This is a genomic window from Brucella grignonensis (genome assembly GCF_002252505.1).
Lineage (GTDB): Bacteria > Pseudomonadota > Alphaproteobacteria > Rhizobiales > Rhizobiaceae > Brucella > Brucella grignonensis.
On the sequence record NZ_NNRL01000161.1, the window covers coordinates 34,129 to 52,670 of the forward strand.

Below are 18,542 nucleotides of genomic sequence, written 5' to 3' on the forward strand. Positions count from 1 at the left end.
TGTTACTCCCAGCCTTCAAAGAACTTTGCACCAGCTTGCGTCCGCACACGTTTGGCAGCGTCCGATCCAAGTTCGGTGGCATCGGAAGCAGAACCTTCCGCCCTCACTTCATGCGCCTCACGACCGTCTGGCGTCAGGATCATGCCACGGAATGAGATCTTGTCTCCATCAACAATCGCAAGGCCTGCAATCGGCGTGCGGCAGGAACCATCAAGGGTTGCCAGAAACGCGCGCTCGCAGGCCAGCGCCACATGCGTGTCACGATGCGCCAACGGCTTCAGCAATGCATCAATCTTTTCATCGCCAATACGACTTTCGATGCCGATTGCTCCCTGCCCCGGCGCAGGCAGAAAGATTGCCGGGTCAAGCAGATCGGTGATCACATCGGCAAGGTCCAGTCGCTTCAAGCCAGCGCAGGCGAGGAATGTGCCATCCACTTCGCCTTCTTCCAGTTTGCGCAGACGCGTCTGGACATTGCCGCGGAACATCACCACTTGAATGTCGGGGCGCAGACGCTTGATCATCGCCTGACGGCGCAGCGATGACGACCCCACGACCGCGCCCTGCGGCAGATCAAGAAAGCGTTTTGATGTGCGACCAACGAAAGCATCGCGCGGATCTTCGCGCTCAAGAAAAGCAGAAAGATGAAGACCTTCCGGCAGAACGGTCGGCATATCCTTGGTGGAGTGCACAGCCAGATCAATGCGACCGTCTTTCAGCGCGGCTTCGATCTCTTCGGTAAACAGCCCCTTGCCGCCAACCTGCGCCAGCGGGCGATCCTGAATGCGATCACCGGCAGTCGACATCGGCACGATTTCAATCGCATCTTCATTGAGACCGTGCGCGGCAATCAGACGAGAACGCGTTTCATAGGCTTGAGCGAGCGCAAGCTTGCTGCCCCGAGTACCGATCTTCAAGCTGCCAATCTTCAAGGATGCTGTTTGCATATCGCGCCGTCCATGATACCGGGTTTCCCGGAAAATATTACTTCGAGTTATGAGACAGGCAGGGTCTAACCGCAAATGCGCATTCTTGGAATAGAGACAAGTTGCGACGAAACAGCCGCCGCCATCGTTGAACGTGACGATAACGGCAAAGGGCATATTTTGTCCAATGTGGTGCTCAGCCAGATCGCCGAACACGAACCCTATGGCGGTGTGGTGCCTGAGATCGCTGCGCGCGCCCATGTCGAAGCGCTCGATCAGCTGGTAGAACGCGCACTCAAAGACGCCAATCTGAAGCTTGATGAGGTTGATGCGATAGCCGCAACAGCCGGTCCCGGCCTTATCGGTGGGCTTATTGTCGGGCTGATGACCGCAAAAGCCATGGCCATGGCAGCAAACAAGCCGTTTTATGCGGTCAATCATCTGGAAGGTCACGCGCTTACCGCACGACTGACCGACAATCTTCCGTTTCCTTATCTGCTGCTGCTGGTCTCCGGTGGTCACACACAGATGGTTCTGGTACGTGGCCTCGGCGACTATGAGCGCCTCGGTACGACAATCGACGACGCGCTGGGTGAAGCTTTCGACAAGACTGCCAAATTGCTCGGCCTGCCTTATCCGGGCGGCCCAGCCGTTGAGCGCATGGCATTGCAGGGCGACGCCAAGCGTTTTCCGTTGCCAAGACCGCTCAAGGGCGAAGCGCGGCTCGACTTCTCATTCTCAGGCCTCAAGACCGCTGTGCGCCAGACTGCAACAGAACTTAGTCCCCTTTCCGATCAGGATGTGGCTGATATCTGCGCATCATTTCAGGATGCAGTAGCTGATACCTTGTCAGATCGCGTGAAACGTTCGCTGGAGCGCTTTAAGCAAGAGTTCCCGGATTGCGTTACACCCTCGCTGATCGTTGCGGGTGGCGTTGCGGCCAACAAGACCTTGCGCGCTTCGCTGGAACAGCTTTGCGAAAAGCATGGTTTCAGCTTCATCGCACCGCCGCTCAATCTTTGTACCGATAATGCGGCGATGATCGCCTGGGCTGGTGCCGAACGTGCAGCAACCAAAGGCCCTGATTCGCTTAATCTTGCGCCGCGCTCACGCTGGCCGCTTGATGAAAAATCAGCGCCCATGTTCGGCACCGGACGTCGCGGGGCAAAAGCATGAGCGACAAAGCTAAAATTGCCGTTCTGGGTGGTGGTGCATGGGGGACCGCACTTGCGGCCATGGCGGCAATCGGTGGCCACGACGCATGGCTTTATGCCCGTGATGCCGAAACGGTTGCACATGTGAACAACCAGCACCGCAACCCAGCATATCTTGGCGAAATAGAATTGCCGGAAGGCATTCGCGCCAGCACAGACGCCAAGGCCGTTTTCCAGGATGCCGACATCGTTCTTGTTGTGGTTCCGGCGCAGGTCATGCGCAAAGGGCTTCAGGAACTAAGCAGCCTTATTCCGCAATCCGCACCCGTTATTCTCTGCGCCAAGGGCATTGAGCGCGAGACCGGGCGACTGATGTCGGAAGTGGTGGCAGAAGTTCTGCCCAATCATACAATCGGTGCGCTTTCCGGTCCGAGCTTTGCAACCGATGTGGCACGCGGCCTGCCAACAGCTGTGACCATTGCCTGCGAAGATGCAGTCATTGCCGATCAGCTGGCTGCAATGCTCTCCGGTCCCGCATTCCGCTGCTATTCCACCACCGATCTCAAGGGCGTTGAAATCGGCGGTGCGCTCAAAAATGTTCTGGCTCTCGCGGCAGGTGCTGCCATTGGGCGCGGCTATGGTGCCAGCGCTCAGGCAGCCCTCGTTACACGCGGCTTTGCCGAATTGCGACGCATAGGGCAGGCCATGGGTGCAAAGCCTGAAACCATCATGGGACTTTCAGGCCTCGGCGATCTGATGCTGACCTGTTCTTCCTCGCAATCGCGCAATTATTCATATGGGCTTGCTATCGGACGCGGTGAAGACCTTTCCAATCGCCCTCTGGCCGAAGGCGTGGCGACCGCTCCAATCGCTGCCGAACTCTGCCAAAGACATGCGATCCCTGCGCCGATTATCACGGCTGTTGCGGCACTTCTTGCCGGAAAAATCACGATTGATGAAGCCGTTACGGCTCTTCTTAACCGACCACTCAAGACCGAGGATTAAACATGCTTTTTGCTCTTCTGTGCAACGACAAGCCCGATCATCTGCAGGTGCGCCTTGATACGCGCCCGGCCCATCTCGACTATCTCAAGGGTCTTGGCGATGTGCTGAAATTTGCAGGCCCATTCCTTGGTGAAGATGGCAAGCCAAATGGCAGCCTCGTTGTTGTGGAAGCAGCCGACAAGGCGGCAGCCGAAAAGATCGCGGCGAATGATCCTTATGCTCTGGCTGGCCTTTTTGCCGATGTGACCGTGCGCCCATGGAACTGGGCCATCAACAATCCAGCAAACGCATAAGGATTGATCATGGCTTACTGGCTGTTCAAGTCCGAACCGTTCAAATGGTCATGGGAAATGCAGAAAGCCCGTGGCGAAAAAGGCGAGCAGTGGGACGGCGTGCGCAACTATCTGGCGCGCAACAACATGCGTGCCATGAAGCTCGGCGACAAAGGCTTTTTCTACCATTCCAACGAAGGTCTCGAAGTGGTGGGCATCGTCGAGATCTGTGCGCTTTCGCATCCTGACAGCACCACAGACGATCCACGCTGGGATTGCGTGGATATCAAGGCCGTGCGCGATGTGCCAAAGCCTGTCACGCTGAAAGATGTGAAAGCCAATCCAAAACTCGAAAAGATGGCACTCGTCACGTCCATGCGCCTTTCGGTGCAGCCAGTGACGGAAGACGAGTGGATCGAAGTTTGCCGCATGGGCGGACTGGACGCTAAAGACATCTGATGCATGTCGCGGAAAAGTGGGAACCGCCTTCGCGGGGAAATCAGTCAACTGGACTGATTTCTGTTCCCGCTACGATCCGATAACGACACGCACAATGAGAAAAATGATGCTTGATCCGGCACACAAGGCTACGCGTGATTTCATATTGGTCAATACTGGCCTGCAAGCGCCACCGCATGTGCCGGAAATCAGCCTCCATCTGGCCGATGAAGCCCACGACCTCTGGCACAGAACCGAGGAGGAACTGGCAACCATCGGTCTTCCGCCGCCTTTCTGGGCCTTTGCCTGGGCAGGCGGTCAGGGCGTCGCACGCTATATTCTCGATCATCCAGATATGGTTGCGGGCAAAACCGTGCTGGATTTCGCATCCGGCTCGGGCCTCGTTGCCATTGCAGCGAGGAAGTCGGGGGCGAAAAGCGTTCTCGCGTCGGACATCGATCCCTTTGCGCTCCCGGCAATCGAAATCAATGCGGCTGCAAACAGCGTTGCCATCACCCCGACACTCACAGACCTGATCGATCAGGACCATGGCTGGGACGTGGTGCTTGCTGGCGATGTTTTCTACGAAAGACCGCTCGCAGATCGTCTGATCCCGTGGTTTTCAACGCTCGCAGCGCGTGGCGCCCGCATCATTGTCGGTGATCCGGGTCGCGCCTATCTGCCAAAGGACAGGCTTGAGCAGCTTGCCGTTTACACAGTGCCGGTCACCCGTGCGCTTGAGGATGCAGAGGTCAAGCGCACGACGGTTTGGACTTTTTTATAACGCTTGTCGTTATCTCAAAACCGGTTCCCACTTTTGGGCGACAAGCTTTTGTCTGGAGCGCATCCCGAAAAGTGTGAAACGGTTTTCGGAAAAGATGCGCGTTAAAACAAATATTTAGAGCGCCGATCTGATCCAATCAGATCGAAATGCGCTCTAAGCAAACTTTTTCGCACCAGCCACGCATAGAACAACCACACCAGCGGTCAGCACCATGCCCATACTCACCGGTTCACCGGCGATCGATGCAGCCAGCATCAGACCAAAGAATGGCTGCAACAATTGCAACTGGCCGACAGCCGCCGCACCGCCCTGGGCAAGCCCACGATACCAGAAGAAAAAGCCGATCAGCATTGAAAACAGCGTGACATAGGCAAGCCCGCCCCATGCCATCGCCCCGATACCGGACCACGTTTCCGGACGCGTCAGGATGCTGAGCGGCAGCATGACCGGCAACGAGAAGACCAGCGCCCAGCAGATCACCTGCCAGCCGCCCAGCCGTCGCGAGAGGCTCGCGCCTTCCGCATAGCCAAGTCCGCAGACAATGATTGCACCCAGCATCAAGACATCCCCAAGCAGCGTCGACTGGCTACCCTGCCCATAAGCGTAAGATGCAACGATGAGGCCCCCTGCAACCGAAAACAGCCAGAACAGAGGGCGCGGATTTTCGCCGCCGCGCAGCACGGCAAACAAAGCCGTCGATAAAGGCAGCAGACCGATAAAGACAATCGCGTGTGCAGACGTCATATACTGCAGCGCGATGCCGGTCAGCAATGGAAAGCCAACCACCACACCAAGCGCTACGACGATCAGTGAAATAACGTCATTGCGACGCGGGAAAGGCTCACGGAAAGCGAGCAGAAGTATCAACCCCAAAAGACCTGCAATCGTCGCTCGTGCCATGGTCAGGAAGGTCGGATCGATATCGATTACCGCCAGACGTGTCGCGGGCAACGACCCGCTGAAAATAAGAACCCCCAGAAATCCGTTAATCCAACCCGCTGTCTTGTTCATTGTGTCTTTTCGATCTTTTGCAATTTTGTATAGATGATTCCGGTACAGTGCCGCGAAGTTGGCCAAATAATCAGAGACAATCACCAGACAATTTTGGTAAACTGTACTGATACAAAGGATGGTACAGATGATTTCGACAGGCCTTTTGCGCAGTCTTGAGGCTGTAGAGGCCGCCTATCTTGGCGGACAAAACGAACGCAGCGATGAAAAAGACATGCCCGAGAAGATGTCGCTCGTTGAAAAGGTCATGACCATCATTCGCGACCGTATTGCGGCCATGAGCCTCGCTCCCGGTGCGCGGCTGCCGTCGATCCGCCGTTTGGCTGAAACCATGCATGTGTCGAAATCAACCGTTGTCGAAGCCTATGACCGTCTGGTGGCGGAAGGTATCATTCAATCGCGCCGTGGTGCGGGTTTCTATGTTTCCGAACGCGCACGCCAGCCTTTCACCGTGGCCACGACCATGCCCCAGAAGGACCGGCAGATTGACCCTTTCTGGGTCATGCGGCAATCGCTTGAAGCTGGCAGCGAGACCTATAAACCAGGTTGCGGCTGGCTGCCCAATGAATGGCTGCCACTCGAAGGCATTCGTCGTGCCATGCGGGCGATAGCACGCGATGAGAATAGTGATCTCACCACTTATGGCGAGCCGCTTGGCTTTCGCCCTTTGCGAAGCCATCTGGCACGCAAATTGTCCGAGCAGGGGATCGATATGTCCAGCGGGGATATATTGCTGACCGATTCCGGTACTCAGGCGATTGATCTCATCTGCCGCTTTCTGTTGCAGCCCGGCGATACCGTGCTGGTGGACGATCCCTGCTATTTCAATTTTCAGGCGGTGCTCCTCTCTCACCGGGTAAAAATCATGGGTATTCCCTATACCCATAGTGGCCCTGACCTTGAGGCCTTCGCCCGGACGGCAGAAGAGCATGTGCCAAAGCTCTATATTTCCAATGCCGGGTTGCACAATCCAACCGGCGGCACCATGACGCCCGCCATTGCACACCGACTGCTGAAGCTTGCCGAAATACATGATATCACGCTGGTCGAAGACAATATTTTTGGCGATTTTCACCCTTCTCCCACGCCATTGCTCGCTGAACTCGACGGCTTTGATCGTGTGCTGCATATCGGCAGTTTCTCAAAGACGCTGTCGGCCGCAGCACGTGTTGGCTACATTGCCGGTCGTCGTGACTGGATCGACAGCCTGACCGATCTCAAGCTTGCCAGCACATTTGCGGGCAACACGGTTTCGGCACAGATTGTGCACGCTCTTCTCACCGATGGCACTTATCGGCGCCACATCGACGGCCTGCGTGCAAAGCTTGCAGATACCATGACCATGACTGCCAAGAGGCTCAAGGCGACAGGGCTTGAACTCTGGACCGAGCCGCAGGGCGGCATGTTTCTCTGGGCGCGGTTACCCGAAGGGATGGATTCCGGTCAGATCGCAGCTTATGCGCTCAAAAAAGGTGTTCTGCTTGCACCCGGCGATGTGTTCAGCCCATCACGCAGTGCAACCCGCTATCTGCGTTTCAATGTTGCGCAATCGATAGAGCCCTATATCTTTGCCGTTCTGAGTGAGGCAATGCGTGAAGCGTCAGCGTGATTGCATTCACCCGCTCACATCGAAAACAACTTCAACCAAAAGCAATGCAGTCAGTGGACACGTGAAGGATATACTCACCCCCTGTCTTTGAGGAGAGACATCGGGAGGGATAAACGTGAATACACACCCAACCGGGATGGTGGCCAGTCCACGTCCCGAAGATGAAAAACTATCCATTGCAGCCAATCTCGCTTATGGCTTCCAGCATGTTCTGACCATGTATGGCGGCATTGTTGCTGTGCCGCTGATCATCGGTCAGGCAGCAGGTCTCAGTCCCAGTGAGATCGGTCTGCTGATTACTGCGTCGCTTTTCGCAGGCGGCGTGGCAACCGTTCTGCAAACCATCGGCATTCCGTTTTTCGGCTGTCAGCTTCCGCTGGTTCAGGGCGTGTCCTTTGCCGGTGTCGCCACAATGGTCGCCATCGTCACATCTGCCCAAACAGGAGAGGCCGGACTTCAGGTCGTACTCGGTGCAGTGATGGCGGCATCCCTGATCGGCTTTCTGATCACGCCGATATTCTCGCGTGTCACACGCTTCTTTCCACCACTCGTCACCGGCATTGTGATCACAACCATAGGCCTCACATTGATGCCGGTCGCCGCACGCTGGGCCATGGGTGGGAACAGCAAAGCGCCGGACTTCGGCAGCATGGGCAATATTGGCCTCGCCGGACTCACGCTTTTGATCGTGCTGCTGTTGAGCAAATTAGGCAATGCCACGATTTCACGCCTCTCTATCCTGCTCGCCATGATTATTGGCACGGGGATTGCGTGGGCACTCGGTATGACAGACTTCTCGCGCGTCGCGGAAGGCCCAGTGATGGCGCTGCCCGAAATCTTCCATTTCGGATGGCCGGTCTTTAGCATTGCCGCCACACTTTCGATGTTCATCGTCATCATCGTAACACTGGTGGAAACTTCTGCCGATATTCTGGCGGTTGGCGACATTCTGGAAACCAAGGTCGATTCCCGCCGCTTGGGCAACGGTCTGCGTGCGGATATGGCATCGAGCATTCTGGCACCCGTGGTCGGCTCTTTCACACAAAGCGCTTTCGCACAGAATGTCGGTCTTGTGGCCGTAACCGGCGTGAAAAGCCGTTATGTGGTGGCCACCGGCGGTCTGATCCTGATCACGCTCGGCCTTCTGCCGGTAATGGGGCGCGTGATTGCCTGCGTGCCGCCTGCGGTGCTCGGCGGTGCCGGAATCGTGCTGTTCGGAACGGTTGCCGCAAGCGGCATCCGTACACTTTCAAAGGTCGATTATCAGAACAACATCAATCTGATCATTGTGGCAACGTCTATCGGTTTCGGCATGATCCCGATCGCGGCCCCAGAATTCTACCATCAGTTTCCGGCCTGGTTTGAGACCATTTTCCATTCAGGCATCAGCTCCGCAGCATTGATGGCAATCGCGCTCAATCTCATGTTCAATGAATTCAAAGGCGGGAATTCAGACCAGATGTCGGTCTTTGCAGAAGGCACCGAACGCATCATTCGCCACCATCAGATCGCGGAGCTACATGAAGGCGATTATATCCTAAACGGAAAGCTCTACGATGCTGAAGGCCATGAAGTGAAAATCGTACCTGCCGCAGCGCACTAGTTCATTTGCTTTAACGCGCATCCCGAAAACCATTTCACACTTTTCGGGATGCGCTCTAATCAGCGTAGAACACGAATAACCGTTCTATCGGTGAGATGAGGCAGGAGGCGCGCCATGTCGGCGCGCTTCAATGCTATACAGCCCTCGGTCGGCTTATAACCCGGACGGGCGAGATGAAAGAAAATCGCACTGCCACAGCCTCGCTTGCGCGGGCTGATGTTCCAGTCCATGACGATACAAGCATCATAAACATCGTCATTGCGCCACATCTTCTCGTGGCTGGCCTTGAAAGGCAGGTTGACCGGGCGATTGTAATTGGCGTCTTTTGGCGCATCGCACCAGCCATCCAGTTTGCGCACGCGTCTCAAGGGCAGACGGGACAAAGGCAGGTGTCCGGCATCGCCACGGCGATAGCCATAACGCAATCGCATGGATGAAAGCGGTGTCGCACCATCGCCTTCGCGCTTGAAAGCGCTGATTCCCCCCTTGCCAAGCGCACATTGCAGCACCAAATTACCAGCAGCAAGCAGGCCGCGCGTCTTATGGCCGGGCTTTGCCCGTACGTCGATGATGCCAATTCCGCGGCTTTTTTGATTTCTGGTCAAGCCTGCCTCCCCAAATGCTGACTGCTTGAAAACTTTTGGTGGTATACACGAAAAGCTCTCGTGTTTTTCACGGCTTCAACTTATCGCCATTAAATGTCATAAAACACGAACAGCTATTTGAATCAAAGAGTAACGAGGACAGGCATGACAGGTCGTACAATACTGGTTGTGGACGATGACGAAGATCTTCGTTCCATCCTCGTCGAACAGCTTGAACTTTGCGAAGAATTCCAGATTCTTCAGGAAGACAATGCCACGAAAGGCATCCAGACCGCCCGTAACGGCATTGTCGATTTGCTGATCATGGATGTCGGCCTGCCAGATATGGACGGTCGCGAAGCGGTCAAACTTCTGCGAAAAGGCGGCTTTAAGGCTCCGATCATCATGCTGACGGGTCATGATACAGAATCGGACACGATTCTCGGTCTTGAATCGGGCGCGAATGACTATGTCACCAAGCCATTCAAATTCGCGGTTCTCCTCGCCCGTATCCGTGCGCAGCTGCGCCAGCACGAACAGAGCGAAGACGCGACATTCATCGTCGGTCCCTACACCTTCAAGCCAGGCCAGAAACTGCTTCTCGATGAGAAGGGCAGCAAGATTCGCCTGACTGAAAAAGAAGCAGCGATCATCAAATATCTCTATCGTGCAGGCGACAAGGTCATTGGCCGCGATGTGCTGCTTGAGGAAGTCTGGGGTTACAATTCCGGTGTCACAACGCACACGCTGGAAACCCACGTCTACCGCCTGCGCCAGAAAATCGAGAAGGATCCGTCCAATGCATCGCTTCTGGTTACAGAAAGCGGGGGATACAAACTTGTCCCATGATGGACAGCGCCTGACGCGGGTGTAATGACAAGCCATGGCGCTCGATGACGATATCCGCATTCTCGGCTCAGTAGGCCTGTTCGAGTCATTCACACCCGAACAGTTACGTCTGCTTGCCTTTGGCGCAGAACGACTGGTGCTGCGCGCCGGTCGTGAACTATTCCGCGAAGGCCAAAGCGCTGACTGCGGCTATATCGTCGTATCCGGCAATATCACCTTATTTCACGATGCAAACGAAGGGCGGATCACGATCCGCCCCGTCGGCCCCGGTGCGATGCTGGGCGAAATGGCGCTCATTGCGCAAACCACACGCCTAACCGGCGCGATGGCTGAGGAAGAGACAGAAGTCATCCGCATCAGCCGCGCTATCTTCCGGCGGATTCTGGAAGAATATCCGGAAGCTGCAGCCTCGCTGCACGCACATATCAGCAAAAATCTGCTGCAGCTGATTGCCGACATTGAGAAAATCGCCCCACAGCTTAACGGCAACGACTGATTACAGCTCAATAACGCGTTCAATGCCGATGGCATCAAGAAATGCCTGATCGTGGCTGACCAGCAGCAATCCTCCCTCATATTCATTCAGCGCTGTTTCCAGCGCTTCGATGGAGTCGAGATCGAGGTGGTTGGTTGGCTCATCAAGAATCAGCAATTCAGGCTTCAGCGTCCCGCCCAAAACGCACGCAAGTGCCGCGCGCAACAGTTCACCACCACTTAAGCCTCCGGCAAGACGCGAGGCGCTTTCACCACGAAATGAGAAGCGCGCCAGTGCTGCATGGGCATCATTATCGCTGGCCCCCTTGTTCAATCTGCGGAAGTTCTCATGGAGCGTTGCCCCGCGGTCCATCAGGCTCATTTTCTGGTCGAACATGGCAATGGGGACAAAGCGCCTGACTTCTCCTGCAGTGGGTTGCAAGTCCCCGGTTATCAAGCGCAGCAACGAGGTTTTGCCGGCACCATTTGCGCCACGAATGACGATACGCTCCGGCCCGACAACCTTGAGCGAGACATCACGAATGATCGGGCGGTCAGGCACTGGCCCGCCGGAAACATCGACCATTTCCAGAACCACGCGCCTGGATGGTGAAAGCGATGCCTCGACATCAAAACGCATCGGTTTGACACGCTCGACCTTCGCTTCCGCTTCACGCAACTGGCTTTGAGCACGATCCGCATTGCGTTCAGCAAGCGCATCGCCGCGGCCACCGGTTTTCTGTGCCCGATCCTCTCGGGCATCGAGCAGCAACTTGCTCATGCCTGCATCAGCACGCGACTTGCGCCCTCGTGCATCGCTCTTGGCCTGCCGTTCTGCCGCTTCCTGCGCCTTGAGCCTGACCTGCTTCACATCGCGCTGCGCAATCTCCAGATCGCGTACAGCCCCTTCCCGCTCCTGCTCCTTGCGCTCGTGATAGAAATCCCAATTGCCGCCATAAAGCGTCAAAGCGCCTTGTGAAAGTTCAGCTATCACATCCATGGTCCGCAACAATTCACGGTCATGGCTGACGACAACAGCCACTCCCGACCATTTGGCCAGCATATCGGCCACAGCCTGACGCCCATCGCGATCAAGATTATTGGTGGGTTCATCCAGCAAAATAAAATCGGGTTGCTGAAACAAAAGTGCGGCAAGTGCCGCCCGCGTCTGTTGGCCACCGCTTAATTCTGAAAGTAATACCTGTGGCTCTAACGACAGCCCAAACATCTGCAAAGCGTCATCAAAGCGCTGCGGCAAAAGCCAGTCGGCCTGCTCGAAATCGGTATCGGCACCCTGCCCGGATTCAATGCGCGCAAGCGTATCAAAACCATCACGCGCACCAAACAGATCAGCCAGCATTCGCTCACCGTCGCTGCCACTATTCTGCGCGAGCACACCAATTCTGCCGCCTCGTGTAACAGTTCCACTTGCGGGCAGCAAATCACCGCTCATGATTTTGAGCAATGTGGATTTGCCAATACCATTGCGCCCGACGAGGCCGATACGCCCCCCGGTTACGCTGAAATTAATGCCGGAAAAAAGAGTACGGCCATCAGCCGTAACGCAGGAAATATCCTGAAGAGTGAGAAGAGAAGACATGAAGAGTCCCGGAAACGTTGAAAACACTGGTCATTGAAAACAGTGCTGTACGATCCATTACTCTTCTCTCCTCTTCTGAACTTCGCTCTATATAGGCTTGAGCGTTCGATTAATCCAGATCAAACGTCGCAATGACTGGCACGTGATCGGATGGACGATCCCAGCCGCGCGCCTCACGCAGAATTTGCAACTCCTGCATATGCGCTTCCAGATCAGCCGAACCCCATATGTGATCAAGCCTGCGGCCACGGTCAGCTGCATCCCAATCCTTGGCGCGATAGCTCCACCAGGTGTAGATTTTCTGGTCTGCCGGAATGACCTGACGCATCAGATCGCTCCAGCCGCCTTTCACACGCAGATCTTCCAGCGTTGTGGTCTCAATCGGTGTGTGACTGACGATCTTGAGAAGCTGCTTATGCGACCAGACGTCGTTTTCCAGCGGCGCAATATTGAGATCGCCCACGAGAATTGACGAGTTCCCGTCCTGCCGGTTGGCCACAATGGCGCGCATTTCCTCCAGAAAGCCGAGCTTGTGCGCGAATTTCGGGTTGATTGCAGGATCAGGCTCATCGCCGCCCGCAGGCACGTAGAAATTATGGATACGCAGCTTCTTGTCGCCGGCTGAAACAACAGCACTCAGATGACGGCAATCGCCCATCTCGCAAAAGCCGATCTTTTCGACGTCACTCAGCGGACGTTTTGAGATGGTTGCGACGCCGTGATAGCCCTTCTGGCCACTGATCGCGATATGCTCATAACCGAGCGCACGGAAGCCCTTGGAAGGGAATTGATCATCCGGGCATTTTGTTTCCTGAAGGCAGAGAACATCCGGCTGATAATCGCTTAAAAACTGCTCGACCAGCGGCATGCGCAGGCGAACGGAATTGATGTTCCAGGTAGCAACAGAAAAGGTCATGGGGATAAGACTCGCGGACGCTCTAACTATTTGTTGTTACGCATTGTCCAGCGCAAAACCACTTCGCACTTTTGCTGGAAATGCTTTGAGATGGCCGCGAACCTAACGATTTATCTGACAATTGCAATTATCGAGCGTGAAGATTTACTGGCCCTTACGCTTCATCGCGATGCGCTGATAGTCGATCTTGAACATATCATCGGTGAAACGAACGCCGCTGCGGACATTGAACACCATGATCGTGGTGTCGAGGCCCTGTGCGTCGGTGATGGTCCACTGCTTGAGATCCATGGTCTTTGGCTCAAACATCATGGTGATTTTCGAGTTGCCAAAGGCCGTTTTGTCAGCAACCACCAGCGTGGTCATGTCCGGGTCCTGCTTGACGCTCTGAAGGCGCCCACCACCAAGATCGATACGATCGGCAAGCAGCATTTTCAAAGGCGTGGTGCCCAGCGCATACATATCCCAGGTGTCGAGCTTGCGATTGTTGATGACAACCTGATTGCCATCCGAAATGACGCGGATCGGCGACTTGTCATAGTTGAAGCGAATCTTGCCCGGACGCTCCAGATAGAAGGTTCCGCCGGTCTGCTCACCCTTGGGGCCGAACTGAACGAATTCACCGGTCAGTGTGCGCAGGGAAGAGAAGTGATCTGCAATCTGTTGAGCCGCTGCAGCATTTCCTGCGCCCTGCGCCTGTGCAACAGCTGGTACGAATGCCGGAGCTGCCGCGCCAAGAACCAATGCTCCCAATACGGCTGCAAAGCGGCTGGCTTTCGCAAATGCGGAAATACGGGAGAACATCATCGGCAAACTCTCTGTTTTCATCATCTTCTTAAAATAGTCCGGCAGTTGGGCACCAGTGTGGCAGCTAGAGCATTTCCTGTTTTTCTTGAATCATTAGAAATGTTCTATCTCTTTGTTTTTTCGCATTATCCGACGCAAAACCGCTTCGCACTTTTGCTGGAAATGCTCCACAGCCGATGAGATTTGAGTCCTAAAACTCGTCGTCACCGGTCGGCACCAATATCTCGCGCTTGCCCGCATGATTGGCAGGCCCGACAATGCCTTCTTCTTCCATGCGCTCGATGATCGAAGCCGCACGATTATAGCCAATGCCCAGGCGACGCTGGATATAGGAAGTCGAAGCCTTCTTGTCGCGCAACACGACCGCCACGGCCTGATCATAAGGATCATCCGAATTTTCGAGGTTCGACGTTCCAGCCGGGCCGCCGCCTTCATCCTCGTCATCATCTTCAGTGATGGCATCGAGATATTCCGGCACGCCCTGAAGCTTCAGGTGCTGAACAACGCGCTCAACTTCATCGTCACCGACAAATGGACCATGCACACGCTGGATACGTCCGCCGCCTGCCATGAACAACATGTCGCCCTGACCAAGCAATTGCTCCGCACCCTGTTCGCCAAGAATGGTGCGGCTGTCGATCTTGGATGTCACCTGGAACGAGATACGGGTCGGGAAGTTGGCCTTGATCGTACCGGTGATAACATCGACCGATGGACGCTGCGTCGCCATGATGACGTGGATACCAGCCGCACGCGCCATCTGTGCCAGCCGCTGCACCGTGCCTTCGATGTCCTTGCCTGCAACCATCATCAGGTCGGCCATTTCGTCGATAATCACGACAATATATGGCATTGGTTCAAGATCGAGCTGTTCGGTTTCGTAGATCGCTTCGCCCGTATTGCGGTCAAAGCCGGTCTGCACTGTGCGGGCGATCTGCTCACCCTTCTTCTGCGCCTGACCGACACGCTGGTTGAAGCCGTCAATATTGCGGACGCCAACCTTGGACATCTTGCGATAACGGTCTTCCATTTCGCGCACGGTCCATTTGAGCGCAACAACAGCTTTTTTCGGATCGGTCACGACCGGGGTCAAGAGATGCGGAATACCGTCATAGATCGAGAGTTCCAGCATTTTCGGATCGATCATGATCAGGCGGCATTCCTGCGGCGTCATGCGATAGAGCAGCGACAGGATCATCGTGTTGATCGCAACCGATTTACCAGACCCCGTCGTACCGGCGACCAGCAAATGCGGCATCTTGGCGATATCGGCAATCACCGGCTCGCCATTGATGGTTTTACCAAGCGCAAGTGCAAGCTTGGATTTCGATTGCTCGAAGTCGCGACTTGCCAGCATTTCGCGCAGATAAACCATTTCGCGCTTCTGGTTCGGCAGTTCAATGCCGATAACATTGCGACCCGGAACAACGGCGACACGCGCGGCAATGGCGCTCATGGAACGGGCGATATCATCCGCCAGTCCAATGACACGGGATGATTTGATGCCCGGCGCCGGTTCAAGTTCGTAGAGAGTTACAACCGGCCCCGGCTTGACATTGATGATCTCGCCGCGCACGCCAAAATCTTCCAGCACGCCTTCAAGCAGGCGCGCATTCTGTTCGAGCGCATCCTTGGAAAGCGATGCATCGCGTTGCACGAGCTTTGGTTCGGCCAGATAATGCAGGGACGGCATTTCAAATGCGCCACCTTCCTTCAGGAATGAAGGCTGAGCCTCACGCTGGATACGCGCACCGCTCTTTGGTGCAGGCGCACGTTCGCCAACCCGTGCCTTGGAGCGTTGTGGCGGCGCATCATGCCATTCTTCGCCTGCAAGTGGTGCCGCTTCCATGCCGCCGTCAAAATCATCATCATTATCGAATGGAGGCTGTTCGGAGGACGCGCCACCAAAACCCGGATCGCGACGCGCATTATTGCGGGTTTCAGCGCTGCGACGCACGCTGCGCATATCGCCATATTCGTCTTCACGCGGTTTACGACGGTTCAGGCCAGTCAGTCGCTTGAAAGTCGCAGATGCGCTGAGCATCGTATGCGTCAGAGCACCCACATATTGCGATATGCCGCCTGAAGAGCTTTCATCTTCTTCATCGTCACTATCCGCAAAATCGTCTTCAGCAGGTGCGCCGTGTGAAGCCCGCGTGTTGACCAGCGCCTCACGGCGTCCAACAATTCCACTTGCAAACAGACAAAGCCAGAGTGCTGGCAAGGCAAGCACCAACGCGATCCCCGATGCAATGGCACCCTGTGGGAACGCTCCCAGAAACAGTCCGGGCAGACGCAGCATCATATCACCAAACACGCCACCAAGGCCGATAGGCATCGGCCAGCTTTGCGGCACGGCAAAGCAGCTCGCAATGGCTGCAAACAGCAAAGCAGCCCCCATCCAGGCAAAGCTGCGCTTCGCAACCCGGCTTATGCCGCCGCGTGTCATGAGCAGCAGCGACCAGATGACCAGAGGCAGCAGAACCGGAACGCTGGCAAGGCCGAAGAACTGCATCGCAAGATCGGAGAAGACTGCGCCGGGATAGCCAAGCGCGTTGGTAACGGGATTATCCGTCGCGTGGCTAAGGCTTGGGTCCGCAACATTCCATGTCGCAAGCGCGCCCACAGCCGCAGCGGTCAACGAAAGCAACCCCAGCCCAAAGAGGATATAGAACTGCCTGCGGAAGATATTGGCCAGTTTCAGCCTGTCTTCCGAAATCCGCTCGTCACGAAGCGGGTATGAGGGCGAATATCCTTGCCGCATAAAGCCTGTCCCGAACCATGTTTTATTGCCGTCTGGTTTTAAGCCTCGGGCGTAATGAATCGGGGCGATCCTAGCCTTGCGATGGTTAATTCCCCATTAACCATGCGATGACTTATCCAAAGGAATTCAATCGCCAATGAAAAAGGCGCGGTTTCCCGCGCCTTTTTCCTGTTGAGACAACTCTGTTCTACTGAACAGACTCGCCGTGCAAAGCGATATCGAGGCCTTCCATTTCGGCCTGCTTGCTTGGACGCAGACCCATAACGGCCTTGACCACATACAGAATGATTGCCGTGGCGACTGCCGTGTAAACAACGGTGACCGCGGCACCAAAGAACTGCTTGCCAACGGTTGCACCTTCACCGGCTGCGTTGATCGTGGCATCAGCAAAGACACCGGTCAGGATCGCACCGACAAAGCCGCCAACGCCGTGAACACCGAATGCATCAAGCGAGTCGTCATAGCCAAGCGCATGCTTGATCTTGACGGCTGCAATGTAACAGACAGCACCTGCGATAATACCCAGAATGAGCGCGCCCATTGGATTGACGAAGCCAGCAGCAGGCGTGACAGCAACAAGACCTGCAACAGCACCCGAAATGATACCAAGAACGCTTGGCTTACCGGCAATCGCCCATTCCGCAAACATCCAGGCAAGAGCAGCACCAGCGGTCGCTACCTGTGTGTTGAGCATGGCAACAGCGGCAAGGGAATTTGCACCAACAGCCGAGCCCGCATTGAAGCCGAACCAGCCCACCCACAGAAGGGCTGCACCAATGACCGAAAGAACGAGGTTATGCGGCGCCATGTTGGTCTGTCCGTAACCATCGCGCTTGCCGATGATGAGGGCTGCGACGAGGCCTGCAACACCGGCATTTATGTGAACAACCGTACCGCCGGCAAAATCGAGCACGCCATCCGACGCCATGAAACCACCGCCCCAGACCCAATGCGCGACCGGGATATAGACGATGAACAGCCACAATGTCAGGAAGACCAGCATGGAGGAAAACTTCATGCGTTCAGCAAACGAACCCGCAATAAGCGCTGGCGTGATGATCGCGAACGTCATCTGGAAGACAATAAAGAGATATTCCGGAATGGTGCCCGTAAGCGATTCCATCGTCACACCGGAAAAGAATGCCTTGGAGAGACCACCAATATAGGCATTCATGGAGCCGCCATCGGTGAAGGCCAGCGAATAACCCGCGACCATCCACAGAACCGACATAAGGCACGTGACGGCAAAGCTCTGCATGACCGTCGAAAGTACGTTCTTCTTACGCACCATACCGCCATAGAACAGCGCCAGGCCCGGGATGGTCATCATCAACACGAGCGCGGTTGAAGTCAGCATCCAGGCCGTATCGCCGGTATCAAGTGTCGGGGTGGGCGCGGCTGCATCCTGAGCCAGTGCTGTTCCTGCAAGAACGAGCAGTGCTGGCAAGGTGGCCAAAGCCGTTTGCTTGAATCTTCCTGTTATGAGCATCGAGTATCTCCGTCGAATGGCGGCTTCAAACGCGTCTGCGCTGAAAAGACCGGTTCAGACTAAGAGAAACAAAAATCGTGCCAGTTGAGTTGGGCAGCACCGCTCAAGTGCGATTTTTCTGATATTCACCGCACGACATATGATGGAAACAGGAGACGGGTTGCCGCATTTTCGCCTAAAGTCCGGGCTTTTCGACGAGCGCTGAGGCGGCGCCAGCTTCTCAAAAAAATATCCGAATAAAAAATCGAGCGGCTTTC

General features: G+C 55.5%; 17 protein-coding genes. 9 read left to right on the plus strand and 8 right to left on the minus strand.

From position 1 onward, the window contains the following. Positions 1-2: 2 nt before the first annotated feature. The gene (hemC, locus tag CEV33_RS12535) at positions 3-947 is read right to left on the minus strand and encodes a hydroxymethylbilane synthase (protein WP_094540790.1); all 945 of its coding nucleotides are present in this window, start codon (positions 945-947) and stop codon (positions 3-5) included. A gap of 75 nt (positions 948-1,022) precedes the next feature. Here hemC and tsaD point away from each other — a divergent pair, with 75 nt between their 5' ends. The 5 genes from tsaD (at position 1,023) to CEV33_RS12560 (ending at position 4,579) form a co-directional block, all read left to right on the plus strand. Further along, on the plus strand, positions 1,023-2,102 hold the full coding sequence (tsaD, locus tag CEV33_RS12540; RefSeq protein ID WP_094540791.1) for a tRNA (adenosine(37)-N6)-threonylcarbamoyltransferase complex transferase subunit TsaD: 1,080 nt from the start codon (positions 1,023-1,025) through the stop codon (positions 2,100-2,102). Further along, a complete protein-coding gene (locus tag CEV33_RS12545; RefSeq protein ID WP_094540792.1) occupies positions 2,099-3,085 on the plus strand; it encodes an NAD(P)H-dependent glycerol-3-phosphate dehydrogenase in 987 nt (328 codons plus the stop codon). Before tsaD ends, CEV33_RS12545 begins: the two co-directional genes overlap by 4 nt. 2 nt (positions 3,086-3,087) lie before the next feature. After that, positions 3,088-3,378 (plus strand): YciI-like protein, encoded by a 291-nt coding sequence (locus CEV33_RS12550; RefSeq protein WP_094540793.1) that lies wholly within the window; start codon positions 3,088-3,090, stop codon positions 3,376-3,378. Positions 3,379-3,387: 9 nt separating this feature from the next. Further along, positions 3,388-3,816 carry an EVE domain-containing protein gene (locus CEV33_RS12555; RefSeq protein WP_007872139.1) on the plus strand — a complete coding sequence of 143 codons (429 nt, stop codon included), beginning with the start codon at positions 3,388-3,390 and terminating at the stop codon, positions 3,814-3,816. 106 nt (positions 3,817-3,922) lie between these two features. Next, a complete protein-coding gene (locus tag CEV33_RS12560; RefSeq protein WP_094540794.1) occupies positions 3,923-4,579 on the plus strand; it encodes a class I SAM-dependent methyltransferase in 657 nt (218 codons plus the stop codon). A gap of 153 nt (positions 4,580-4,732) precedes the next feature. On the opposite strand, the gene CEV33_RS12565 is transcribed toward CEV33_RS12560, so the two are convergent. Then, positions 4,733-5,590, minus strand: coding sequence for a DMT family transporter (locus CEV33_RS12565; protein WP_094540795.1), 858 nt, complete (start codon positions 5,588-5,590; stop codon positions 4,733-4,735). Between the two features lie 127 nt (positions 5,591-5,717). On the opposite strand from CEV33_RS12565, the gene CEV33_RS12570 reads away from it, so the two are divergent. Both CEV33_RS12570 and CEV33_RS12575 read left to right on the plus strand, forming a co-directional pair. Further along, positions 5,718-7,199, plus strand: a complete 1,482-nt coding sequence (locus tag CEV33_RS12570) for an aminotransferase-like domain-containing protein (RefSeq protein ID WP_094540796.1) — start codon at positions 5,718-5,720, stop codon at positions 7,197-7,199. A gap of 136 nt (positions 7,200-7,335) precedes the next feature. Then, a complete protein-coding gene (locus CEV33_RS12575) occupies positions 7,336-8,802 on the plus strand; it encodes a nucleobase:cation symporter-2 family protein (protein WP_208620197.1) in 1,467 nt (488 codons plus the stop codon). A 59-nt stretch (positions 8,803-8,861) separates the two neighbouring features. Here CEV33_RS12575 and CEV33_RS12580 read toward each other — a convergent pair whose 3' ends face one another. Next, positions 8,862-9,407 carry a L,D-transpeptidase family protein gene (locus tag CEV33_RS12580; RefSeq protein ID WP_094540798.1) on the minus strand — a complete coding sequence of 182 codons (546 nt, stop codon included), beginning with the start codon at positions 9,405-9,407 and terminating at the stop codon, positions 8,862-8,864. 144 nt (positions 9,408-9,551) lie between these two features. Here CEV33_RS12580 and CEV33_RS12585 point away from each other — a divergent pair, with 144 nt between their 5' ends. Then, on the plus strand, positions 9,552-10,235 hold the full coding sequence (locus tag CEV33_RS12585; protein ID WP_094540799.1) for a response regulator transcription factor: 684 nt from the start codon (positions 9,552-9,554) through the stop codon (positions 10,233-10,235). Between the two features lie 34 nt (positions 10,236-10,269). Next, entirely contained in the window at positions 10,270-10,731 is a 462-nt protein-coding gene (locus CEV33_RS12590) for a cyclic nucleotide-binding domain-containing protein (protein ID WP_094540800.1), read from the plus strand. Here CEV33_RS12590 and CEV33_RS12595 read toward each other — a convergent pair whose 3' ends face one another. The 5 genes from CEV33_RS12595 to CEV33_RS12615 all read right to left on the minus strand — a co-directional run bounded on the left by CEV33_RS12595 (position 10,732) and on the right by CEV33_RS12615 (position 18,285). Beyond that, on the minus strand, positions 10,732-12,309 hold the full coding sequence (locus tag CEV33_RS12595; protein WP_094540801.1) for an ABC-F family ATP-binding cassette domain-containing protein: 1,578 nt from the start codon (positions 12,307-12,309) through the stop codon (positions 10,732-10,734). It lies immediately after the preceding gene. 109 nt (positions 12,310-12,418) lie between these two features. Next, entirely contained in the window at positions 12,419-13,225 is an 807-nt protein-coding gene (gene xth / locus CEV33_RS12600) for an exodeoxyribonuclease III (protein WP_094540802.1), read from the minus strand. Positions 13,226-13,369: 144 nt separating this feature from the next. Then, entirely contained in the window at positions 13,370-14,032 is a 663-nt protein-coding gene (locus CEV33_RS12605) for an outer membrane lipoprotein carrier protein LolA (RefSeq protein WP_208620194.1), read from the minus strand. A 190-nt stretch (positions 14,033-14,222) separates the two neighbouring features. Next, positions 14,223-16,796, minus strand: a complete 2,574-nt coding sequence (locus CEV33_RS12610; protein ID WP_094540804.1) for a DNA translocase FtsK — start codon at positions 16,794-16,796, stop codon at positions 14,223-14,225. Between the two features lie 187 nt (positions 16,797-16,983). Further along, positions 16,984-18,285, minus strand: coding sequence for an ammonium transporter (locus CEV33_RS12615; RefSeq protein WP_094540805.1), 1,302 nt, complete (start codon positions 18,283-18,285; stop codon positions 16,984-16,986). Between the last annotated feature and the right edge of the window lie 257 nt (positions 18,286-18,542).